This is a genomic window from Rahnella perminowiae (genome assembly GCF_019049755.1).
In the GTDB taxonomy this organism is placed as follows: Bacteria; Pseudomonadota; Gammaproteobacteria; order Enterobacterales; family Enterobacteriaceae; genus Rahnella; species Rahnella perminowiae.
This window is the reverse complement of sequence record NZ_JAFMOS010000468.1, coordinates 1-10,774: the sequence shown is the minus strand read 5'-3', so window position 1 is coordinate 10,774 and position 10,774 is coordinate 1. Positions and strand designations below refer to the sequence as shown.

Here is a 10,774-nt window from a genome sequence, read left to right as displayed (position 1 = left end):
GTATAAAAAAGGGGCCCCGGATTGCTCCGGAGCCCGTTTAAGACCGCGACTTATCTATTTACTGTCTTGCGATGATGTGATCATTTTCCACATCGACAGTAATTGGCTTACCTGGGATCAGCTTGCCGGACAAGATTTGCTGAGCCAGCGGGTTCTCAATCTCTTGCTGGATAGCACGCTTCAATGGACGCGCACCATAAACCGGGTCAAATCCGGTATTACCCAGCAATTCAAGCGCCGCATCGGTCAGCGTTGCCGAGTAGCCATGTTCTTCCAGACGTTTATACAAACGCTCCAACTGAATCTTCGCGATATTTTTAATATGCGCATGGCCCAGCGGATGGAACACAACGACTTCATCTATACGGTTGATGAATTCCGGACGGAAGCTGTGTGTAACCACTTCCATGACTGATTCTTTCATCTGCGCATAGCTCGCCTCGCCAAAGTGCTGCTGAATAATGTCAGAGCCCAGGTTAGAAGTCATAATGACCACCGTATTACGGAAATCGACCGTTCTGCCCTGCCCGTCCGTTAAGCGACCGTCATCTAACACCTGTAATAAGATGTTGAACACATCCGGGTGCGCCTTCTCTACTTCATCTAATAAAATGACAGAGTAAGGACGGCGACGAACCGCTTCTGTCAGATAGCCACCTTCCTCATAACCGACATAACCCGGAGGCGCACCGACCAGACGTGAAACTGAGTGTTTCTCCATAAACTCCGACATATCGATGCGAACCATCGCGTCATCACTGTTAAACAGGAATGTTGCCAGCGCCTTACACAGCTCGGTTTTACCTACACCCGTCGGCCCCAGGAACAAGAATGACCCGATCGGGCGGTTTGGATCTGACAGCCCTGCGCGACTACGACGAATCGCATTTGATACCGCTTCCACCGCTTCATTCTGGCCAATCACGCGGTTATGCAGCTCTTCTTCCATACGCAACAGTTTTTCACGTTCACTTTCAAGCATCCGCGCCACCGGAATGCCGGTCCAGCGCGCCAGCACATCGGCAATTTCCACATCTGTCACGCGGTTGCGCAGCAGTTTCATGGTCTTACCTTCCGCCTGGGTCGCTGCAGCCAGTTGTTTTTCAAGCTCAGGAATTTTCCCGTACTGCAATTCTGACATACGTCCCAGGTCGCCAACACGCCGGGCCTGCTCAAGCGTAATCTTCGCCTGCTCCAGCTCGGCTTTAATATTCTGGGTGCCGGTCAGTGACGCTTTCTCAGCTTTCCACTCTTCTTCCAGCTCAGAATATTCACGCTCTTTCTGGCTCAGTTCGGCTTCCAGCATTTCCAGACGTTTCACACTGGCATCATCAGACTCTTTTTTCAGCGCCTGCTGTTCCAGTTTGAGCTGGATAATACGGCGATCCAGACGGTCCAGAGATTCAGGTTTGGAATCCATTTGCATACGAATGCTGGATGCCGCTTCATCTATAAGGTCAATCGCTTTATCCGGTAACTGACGGTCGGAAATGTAACGGTGCGACAATGTCGCCGCCGCAACGATGGCCGGGTCAGTAATCTGCACATGGTGGTGCAGCTCATAGCGTTCTTTCAGACCACGCAAAATAGCAATGGTATCTTCGACAGAAGGCTCAGCAACAAACACTTTCTGGAACCGACGCTCTAACGCCGCATCTTTTTCGATAAACTGACGATACTCATTTAATGTCGTCGCGCCCACACAGTGAAGTTCACCCCGCGCCAACGCTGGTTTAAGCATATTCCCGGCATCCATTGCGCCATCGGCTTTACCGGCACCAACCATGGTGTGTAACTCATCGATAAACAGAATGACATTACCTTCCTGTTTAGCGAGATCGCTCAGAACACCTTTCAGTCGTTCTTCAAATTCCCCGCGATATTTAGCACCGGCCACCAGCGCGCCCATATCTAATGAAAGCACACGTTTATTTTTCAGACCTTCCGGCACTTCACCATTAATGATGCGTTGTGCCAGCCCTTCTGCAATCGCGGTTTTACCGACACCAGGCTCACCAATCAGTACCGGGTTATTTTTGGTACGACGTTGCAGAACCTGAATGGTCCGGCGAATTTCTTCATCACGACCAATGACCGGATCCAGTTTGCCCTGCTCGGCACGTTCGGTCAGATCGATAGTGAATTTTTTCAATGCCTGACGTTGATCTTCGGCATTCTGATCATCCACTTTCTCACCCCCACGCATTTGATCGATGGCAGCTGTCATTTTATCGGCCGTTGCACCGCAGGCTTTTAACATATCCGTTAAAGAGCCACGGTCTTTCATCACGGCCAGAACAAACAGTTCTGAAGAGATAAAGGTATCGGCACGTTGTTGTGCCAATTTGTCACAAAGATTTAAAACACGTACCAGCTCATGGGATGGTTGAACATCGCCGCCGGTACCTTCAACTTGCGGCAAACGCCCCAAAGCCTGATCAACGTCCGTGCGCAGTTTCTGGGTATCTACCCCGGCCGCCGTTAATAAAGGACGCACGGTTCCGCCCTCCTGAGTGAGTAATGCGCTCATCAGGTGAACAGGTTCGATAAATTGATTGTCGCGCCCGAGCGCGAGTGACTGGGCATCCGCGAGGGCAAGCTGGAATTTGCTGGTAAGACGATCCAGACGCATAACACCTCCAATACTGAACAAAATTGCTACTGGAGATTAAATGAGGTCAACCCTCACGTTTTCAAGGTTATCTTGGCAGTATATTCAGAGGACTGCTGTTATGCGCGATGGATCGTCTTGATTCGATAGGTTATATCAGCCAAATTAAACTTGCCAGCCGTCCGGTTACGCCGTCGCGCCGGTAAGAGTAAAATTTGCGGCTGTCAGTGACTGTGCAATGTTCACCGCCGTAGATAGCTGTGATGCCAGCCGACTGTAAGCGCAGCCGTGCAAGCAGGTAAATGTCAGCCATAAATTTCGCGCCAACGGGTCTAAAAGCCGCAGATGTCGCACCGTTCACAGCCATAAAGGCTTCGCGTACTTCTCCACCGACCTCAAAATGCGAAGGGCCGATTGCCGGTCCCATCCATGCCATGATGTCTTTGGAAGCGGCGTCAAAACAGGCTACCGTATTTTCTAATATCCCCGCACACAAACCACGCCAACCGGCATGGGCTGCTGCCACTTCATCACCGTTCATGCTGCAGAACAGCACCGGCAAGCAGTCAGCTGTCATTGCTGCGCAAACAACACCTGGTTCGCGGGTATAAGCCGCATCAGCAATTAAAGAAGGACTGCGGGGAATATGCGCCGTTAAACGAACAACGTCGGTACCATGAACCTGCTCCAGCCAATGTGGTGAAGCTGGCAGCCCGCCGAGTTCGACTATACGCTGACGGTTCAAAGCGACATGTTCAGGGCAGTCTCCGACATGATCGCCAAGATTAAGCGCCCCGTAAGGAGGCAAACTGACACCACCCTCCCGGGTCGTCGCACATGACCGCACCGTTGCCGGTTGCGGCCACTGAGGCTTGATAAGTGCGCACATTACCAGTTCATCTGATCCTTGAACTCTTCGGTATCTGCTTTAAGCGCACTGATCAGGTCAACCATATCCTGGGGAAGTGGCGCATGCCATTCCATCTGAATACCGGTGACCGGATGATAAAGGCGCAGCATGGTAGCGTGAAGAGCCTGACGATCGAATCCGCGCAACATATTAATAAACGATTCCGAGGCACCTTTAGGCAGTCTCGGGCGGCCGCCATAAAGCTGATCGCCTAACAGAGGATGGTTAATGTGCGCCATATGCACACGGATCTGGTGGGTACGTCCGGACTCCAGACGCAAGCGCAGACGCGTATGAGCACGGAAATGCTCCATAATGCGATAGTGCGTCGTCGCCGGTTTACCTGTCGGATGGACCGCCATATGTGTACGTTTGGTGGAATGGCGCGCAATCGGCTCATTCACTGTGCCGCCTGCCGTCATTGTACCAATCGCCACGGCTTCATATTCGCGGGTAATTTCGCGAGCCTGAAGTGCAGTCACCAGATGCGTTTGTGCGGGCACAGACTTCGCGACCACCATCAGGCCGGTAGTATCTTTATCCAGGCGGTGCACAATGCCGCAGCGCGGCACATCAATAATTGCCGGGTAATAATGCAGCAACGCATTCAGTACTGTGCCATCAGGATTTCCTGCGCCCGGATGAACAACCAGATCGCGAGGTTTATTGATGACTAAAATATCAGTATCTTCATACACGATATCTAAAGCGATATCTTGTGGCAGCCAACGCGCTTCTTCTTCAATTTGCGCATCGATTGCGATAGCCTCGCCACCCAACACTTTTTCTTTTGGTTTGGTCACTTTTTTGCCATTGACCGTGACCCTGTCTTCAAGGATCCAATCTTTTATACGAGATCTTGAATAATCAGGGAACAATTCGGCCAAAGCCTGATCTAACCGTTGACCGAGTTGAGATTCGGCCACCGTTGCGGTGAGTTGTACTTGTTGTGCCATATGCAGCTTCTTGGTTAACGTTGGGTTTTCACGGCGATGCCGTTTAAAATAATGTGCTATTGTAGCTGGTCTTTGTCGGGAGCTTAACGGACAGTCTCCCAGAATAACACCTGAGGATAATCAAAACGTCATGACGCGTGTGAAATATCTGGTGGCAGCAGCCACGTTGAGCCTGGCGCTGGTCGGTTGCTCCAGTTCCAAAGAAACGGTTCCCGATAACCCGCCTAACGTCCTTTATGCTACTGCCCAGCAAAAGCTGCAGGACGGTAACTTTAAAGGCGCTATTGCGCAATTAGAAGCGCTCGATAACCGCTATCCGTTTGGGCCTTACTCGCAGCAAGTTCAGTTAGATCTGATTTATGCCTATTACAAGTCTGCTGACTTGCCTATGGCTCAGGCTTCTATTGATCGCTTTATGCGTCTGAACCCAACACATCCGAATATTGACTACGTCATGTATATGCGTGGTTTAACGGATATGGCGTTGGATGACAGTGCACTGCAAGGATTTTTCGGTGTTGATCGTTCAGACCGTGATCCACAGCATGCACGTGCAGCATTCCGTGATTTCAGCCAGCTGATCCACACGTATCCAAACAGCCAGTACGCCACTGACGCGACTAAACGTTTGGTATTCCTGAAAGATCGTTTGGCGAAGTACGAGCTGTCAGTGGTGCAATACTACACTAAACGCGGTGCTTACGTCGCTGTCGTTAACCGTGTAGAGCAAATGCTGAAAGATTATCCGGATACTAAAGCAACGCATGATGCGCTGCCGTTGATGGAAAACGCCTACCGCGAACTGCAGCTGAACACTCAGGCTGATAAAGTCGCGAAAATTATTGCGGCTAACAGTGCAGTGTAATTTTACATGTCCGTAGACAAACGGTAGCTGAGGCTGCCGTTTTTTTTGGCTTTTTTCTAGGGGGAAACACAGAAAAACAGGAAAGAATAACGCACTGATCCTATCAATCATGCCTGCTCCTGAATGAAGTCTCAAGGTCTTTCCGGCCATTAATTACCCTGTATCACATAAACGCCAAAGTTGACAAAAAGTGACAAAAAACCGTGAGTTTGGGGACGCATTTCGTAAAAAAGGCTGGTATGTTGGATTCATCGGAGACGGAAAGAAGAGAGGTAAGTTATATGACAGTCAACATTACCAGTAAACAAATGGACATCACCACCGCGATTCGTGAACACATCGAAAGCCGTCTGAAAAAACTGGATAAATGGCAAACTCAGCTCATTAACCCGCACATAATCCTGTCTAAAGAACCTCAGGGATTTGTCGCCGATGCGACCATCAGTACCCCAAACGGGAAACTGGTTGCCAGCGCCACGCACGATGATATGTACGCTGCGATTAACGAAATGACGACCAAACTTGAGCGACAACTCAACAAAGCGCAGCATAAGGGTGAGGCTCGCCGTGCAGAATCCGGCGTCAAAGAACTCAATCTGGAACCGGTGCAGGAAGAAGAGGAATAACCGGGTTATCCGACATGTCAGTAACAACGCGCTCCGAGGAGCGCGTTTTTTGTGTCTGAAGGAAATGTTATTGACACAAGGAAAAGCCTGCGGTTACTTTAAGACTCTGCTCAAACTCATGGAAACAAGGCATACATGAATACCCGTCTGTTTTTCTTCGCATTCTTTTTTACCTTCCCCTGATTGGGAGGCGTTTCGTCGCGAAAGAATGAATGCGAAGACGAACAATAAAGCCTCCTGAAAAGGGGGCTTTTTTTATGCCTGCGTTTTACACATTTTGCTGAAAGAAAGAACATTTAAAAGGGTAACAACATGACCGAGAACTCATTACTGGCACTGCGTGAACGTATCAGCGCATTAGACCTGAAACTGCTGGCTCTGCTGGCGGAACGACGTACGATGGCAATTGAAGTCGCGCAATCCAAAATGCACTCTCACCGCCCTATCCGCGATAAAGAACGTGAAGCAGACCTGATTAACACACTGATTCACGAAGGAAAAAAGCAGGGACTTGACGGGCATTACATCACCCGTGTTTATCAGTTGATCATTGAAGATTCCGTTCTCACGCAGCAGGCTCTCCTGCAGCAACATTTGAACAAAACCCCTTCTGACTCAGCACGCATCGCTTTCCTCGGTCCGAAAGGTTCATATTCTCATCTTGCCGCGCGTCAGTTTGCCGCCCGTCATTTCGACCAGTTCATCGAATGTGGTTGCCAGAAATTTCAGGACATCTTCTCTCAGGTAGAAACCGGTCAGGCCGATTACGCAGTATTACCGATTGAAAATACCAGTTCAGGCTCAATCAATGACGTTTACGATCTGCTGCAACACACCAGCCTGTCAATTGTAGGTGAACTGACTAATCCTATTAACCACTGTGTACTGGTCGCGACTGACACTGATTTGTCGCAGATTCAGACGGTCTATAGCCATCCGCAACCCTTCCAGCAATGCAGCCAGTTCATTAACCGCTTCCCTCACTGGAAAATTGAATACTGTGAAAGTACTGCAGCAGCGATGGAAAAAGTGGCGGCAGCCAGTTCTCCCCACGTGGCCGCACTGGGCAGCGAAGCCGGTGGTGCGTTGTATAAGTTGCAGGTACTGGAACATAATCTGGCGAATCAGCAGGAAAATATCACCCGCTTCATTATCCTGGCGCGCAAAGCCATTGAAGTGACGGATCAGGTTCCGGCTAAAACCACATTGATTATGGCAACCGGCCAGCAAGCTGGGGCGCTGGTGAACGCACTTCTGGTGTTGCGCGACCAGGGCATTATCATGACCAAACTGGAATCACGCCCGATTAACGGCAATCCGTGGGAAGAGATGTTTTATATCGATGTGCAGGCGAACCTGCGTTCAGAAGAGATGAAAAAGGCGCTGAAAGATCTGGCACCTATCACCCGCTCGCTGAAAGTTCTCGGCTGTTATCCAAGCGAAAACGTCGTCTCCGTCGATCTGTAATGGCGCAAACAAAAAGGGCGCTGCACCAAGCAACGCCCTTTTGTTCACCTGCTTATGAAATTACTTGCGATTGTCGTTTGCCTGGCGCAGTAACGCACCACTTTCTTTCAGGAAACGCGGCGCATAATCGCCAAACCAGTGCTCAACCTGTCTGAATTTATCGATAAATGCTTGTTTATCGCCGCTTTCCAGCAGAGCAAGGGCATCACCAAAACGCTGATAGTAACGTTTGATCAGCGCCAGATTGCTTTCTGACGACATAATGATGTCAGCGTAAAGCTGAGGATCCTGCGCAAATAGCCGTCCGACCATCGCCAGTTCGAGACGATAAATCGGTGAAGACAATGCCAGTAACTGTTCGATTTGCACATTCTCTTCTGATAAATGCATGCCGTACGCAAAGGTCGCGAAATGGCGCAATGCCTGAATAAAGGCCATGTTCTGGTCATGTTCGACGGCGCTGATTTTATGCAACCGCGCGCCCCAGACCTGCAACTGCTCCAGCAACCACTGATAGGCCTGAGGTTCGCGGCCATCACAGTACACCACCACCTGTTTTGCCAGGCTGCTGACGTCCGGACCAAACATCGGATGCAAACCAAGAACCGGCCCTTCATGCACCGCCAGCATCGCCTGCAACGGACGGTTTTTCACCGACGCCAGATCCACCAAAATGCAATCTTCAGGTAGTTTAGGCAGTCGGGCAATGACCTCTTCGGTCAGGTGGATGGGTACACTGACAATCACCATACCGGCATCAGCCAGCAGCGTCTCTGCCTGCGGCCAGTCTTCCTGTTCCAGCACCTTTACCTGATAGCCGGAAAGCTCCAGAAGACGGGTGAATAAACGCCCCATCTGCCCGTTTCCGCCGATAATCACCACCGGGCGCAGTGCCGGATGCAGCGTTTTGAAGCCTTTGTCGTTTTCGCTTGAGTAGGACTCACGCATCACGCGGCGCAATACATCTTCAATCAGATCGGGCGGAACACCGAGGTTCTGCGCTTCCTGACGGCGTGAAGCCAGCATTGCCGCTTCCCGTTCAGGCACATAAATCGGCAAACCATAACGGCTTTTGACTTCCCCGACTTCTGCCACCAGCGCCAGACGCCGTGATAAGAGATCTAACAACGCTTTATCTACGTCATCGATCTGATCGCGCAACGCGTTAAGTTCTGCCACCATAAAAACTTACTCTCCTGCGATTCGTGTCGCCAGCGCGTCGCCCAGTTCCTGATGCATCCTGCGCAGCAGGCTTTCCGTCGTTTCCCAGTTAATGCAGGCATCCGTGACAGACACACCGTATTTCATTTCTGAACGCGGTTGTTCAGAAGACTGGCTGCCTTCATTCAGATGACTTTCCAGCATCAGCCCCGTGATAGAACGGTTGCCGGCTTTAATCTGGTCGATGACGGACTGAGCCACAACAGGCTGGCGACGATAGTCTTTGTTTGAGTTACCGTGACTGCAATCTATCATCAAGGAAGGACGGAGTCCCGCATCGGCCATCTGTTTTTCACAAGCCTGCACATCAAGTTCGCTGTAGTTTGGCGTTTTGCCGCCGCGTAAAATAACATGTCCGTCCGGGTTGCCCTGAGTCTGCAGCAAACAAACCTGACCAGCCTGATTGATCCCCACAAAGCGGTGCGCCATTTCTGCCGCACGCATCGCATTGATCGCTGTGCCCAGGCTGCCGTCAGTCCCATTCTTGAAGCCCACCGGCATTGACAAACCAGACGCCATTTCCCGGTGTGTTTGCGATTCTGTGGTACGCGCACCGATCGCTGACCAGCTGAACAGATCGCCTAAGTATTGCGGGCTGTTGGGATCCAGCGCTTCTGTCGCCAGCGGCAACCCCATGCCGACCAGTTGCAGCAGTAAATCACGGGCAATGTGCAGACCCGCTTCCACATCAAACGTCCCATCCATGTGCGGATCGTTAATCAACCCTTTCCAGCCAACAGTCGTGCGCGGTTTTTCAAAGTACACGCGCATGACGATGTACAAACGATCACTCAGTTCCGCCGCCAGGGTTTTCAGGTGACGTGCGTAATCCAGCGCTGCATCAACATCATGAATCGAACACGGGCCACATACCACCAGAAGACGAGGATCACGACCATGGACGATATCCGCGATGGTTTTACGAGCTTCGGAAATACTGTTTTCATCACTGACACTCAAAGGAAAACGGTTTTTCAGCTCTTCAGGAGTGATAAGGATTTGTTCAGCAGTGATGTGAACATTATTCAGGGCATCTTTTTGCATGATCGTGTTCCGTTATAAGGAAAAGGGGTTGCCACGACGGCATCTGCGGACAACATTAACACAGCGCGTAAACTTAGCAAGCCTTACTTGTAAACATAAAATTACCAATTGACGGCAATAAGACATTTTATGGAAAGTTTTATTTACATAAAGGGCGTCAGGATCGAAATGACTGTACCGTAATTATTACATACGATTTATCCGCAGAGGCCGTAATCATTAAGAGAGGAGGAGTGAGGACGAGATTGGGAATAGCCTCAGCAACGCAGATGTTGCTGAGGAAGAGAAATCTACAGGTTACGATCCAGAGTAATAAACACCTGCCCTAAAGCAGTCACTTCATCAACACCGCATTCGAAATGACTTTCCTGACGGCTCACCTTCAGGCGGTTACCTGGAATGCGGGCCACATCGTAAACATCCAGGTCACCATCGATATCCAGCAGCCAGCGGCCATTGCCGGGATGCGTACTGCCCAGATCGATAATCCACGAATGGTTGCCCTTCACTATATACGCAGGCTGTGCCAGCGAATCGTCCAGCAGTGACGGGTCAACAGCCCAGAGGCCTTCTTCCTCAAGCGTGCCGCCACGCAATCTTAATTTTTTAAGCTGGTGGATTTCACCTGATACCCCGGCAGCTGAAGCATTGGCATCTTGCATCGTACCTTTGCCCGTTGCCAGCCAGCGCAACGAGACACCGGTATCCAGCGCACAGGCGACGACAACATCACCGGGGAAATAATCCCTTCTTACCCAAGTACTTATCGTGCCAGATGACAATCCATACAGATCCCCCAGTTCCTTCTGCATGCTAAAGCCGTAAGCCTGAAGCATACGCGTCAGAACAGCTTTTCCACCTTCAAGTTCATCTAATTGCATCTGGCGAAAACTCCTGAATCTGTAAATATCATCTTGACAACTCGCAAATGCAAGCTTAGATTGATTATGTAATGTACCGACAGACGACCATGATACCAAATTTACGGCGTCGTGGAGAAATAAGGAGATGCGATGTTTTTAGGAACGGAGCAGCAGCGCCAGGCCGGCCTGCACCATCTCGCTCATCTGAAAG

Annotated in this window: 10 protein-coding genes and 1 other annotated feature; of the genes, 4 read left to right on the top strand and 6 right to left on the bottom strand. The window is 50.5% G+C overall.

Annotation, left to right across the window (positions count from 1 at the left end):
- Positions 1-58: 58 nt before the first annotated feature.
- The 3 genes from clpB to rluD all read right to left on the bottom strand — a co-directional run bounded on the left by clpB (position 59) and on the right by rluD (position 4,477).
- On the bottom strand, positions 59-2,632 hold the full coding sequence (clpB, locus tag J1785_RS08550; RefSeq protein WP_129954622.1) for an ATP-dependent chaperone ClpB: 2,574 nt from the start codon (positions 2,630-2,632) through the stop codon (positions 59-61).
- Positions 2,633-2,762: 130 nt separating this feature from the next.
- Complete coding sequence (yfiH, locus tag J1785_RS08545; RefSeq protein WP_129954621.1) at positions 2,763-3,500, bottom strand: purine nucleoside phosphorylase YfiH; 738 nt, start codon at positions 3,498-3,500, stop codon at positions 2,763-2,765.
- Complete coding sequence (gene rluD / locus J1785_RS08540) at positions 3,500-4,477, bottom strand: 23S rRNA pseudouridine(1911/1915/1917) synthase RluD (RefSeq protein WP_129954620.1); 978 nt, start codon at positions 4,475-4,477, stop codon at positions 3,500-3,502. Before rluD ends, yfiH begins: the two co-directional genes overlap by 1 nt.
- Positions 4,478-4,607: 130 nt before the next feature.
- Here rluD and bamD point away from each other — a divergent pair, with 130 nt between their 5' ends.
- From bamD to pheA, 4 genes are all read left to right on the top strand, one after another.
- Complete coding sequence (gene bamD, locus J1785_RS08535) at positions 4,608-5,342, top strand: outer membrane protein assembly factor BamD (RefSeq protein WP_217219219.1); 735 nt, start codon at positions 4,608-4,610, stop codon at positions 5,340-5,342.
- 281 nt (positions 5,343-5,623) lie between these two features.
- Complete coding sequence (gene raiA, locus J1785_RS08530; protein ID WP_217219218.1) at positions 5,624-5,968, top strand: ribosome-associated translation inhibitor RaiA; 345 nt, start codon at positions 5,624-5,626, stop codon at positions 5,966-5,968.
- 134 nt (positions 5,969-6,102) lie between these two features.
- Positions 6,103-6,227: a sequence feature (Phe leader region), on the top strand.
- Positions 6,104-6,151: a hypothetical protein gene (locus tag J1785_RS27035; protein WP_369794779.1), complete on the top strand. Its 48-nt coding sequence runs from the start codon at positions 6,104-6,106 to the stop codon at positions 6,149-6,151. (Overlaps the previous feature by 48 nt.)
- A gap of 53 nt (positions 6,228-6,280) precedes the next feature.
- On the top strand, positions 6,281-7,435 hold the full coding sequence (gene pheA, locus J1785_RS08525; RefSeq protein WP_217219217.1) for a bifunctional chorismate mutase/prephenate dehydratase: 1,155 nt from the start codon (positions 6,281-6,283) through the stop codon (positions 7,433-7,435).
- Positions 7,436-7,495: 60 nt separating this feature from the next.
- Here the strand turns inward: pheA and tyrA are convergent, their stop codons facing one another.
- From tyrA to J1785_RS08510, 3 genes are all read right to left on the bottom strand, one after another.
- Positions 7,496-8,617, bottom strand: a complete 1,122-nt coding sequence (gene tyrA, locus J1785_RS08520) for a bifunctional chorismate mutase/prephenate dehydrogenase (RefSeq protein ID WP_129954617.1) — start codon at positions 8,615-8,617, stop codon at positions 7,496-7,498.
- 6 nt (positions 8,618-8,623) lie between these two features.
- On the bottom strand, positions 8,624-9,700 hold the full coding sequence (locus J1785_RS08515; RefSeq protein WP_129954616.1) for a 3-deoxy-7-phosphoheptulonate synthase: 1,077 nt from the start codon (positions 9,698-9,700) through the stop codon (positions 8,624-8,626).
- Positions 9,701-9,990: 290 nt separating this feature from the next.
- Positions 9,991-10,581 (bottom strand): helix-turn-helix domain-containing protein, encoded by a 591-nt coding sequence (locus tag J1785_RS08510; RefSeq protein ID WP_129954615.1) that lies wholly within the window; start codon positions 10,579-10,581, stop codon positions 9,991-9,993.
- Between the last annotated feature and the right edge of the window lie 193 nt (positions 10,582-10,774).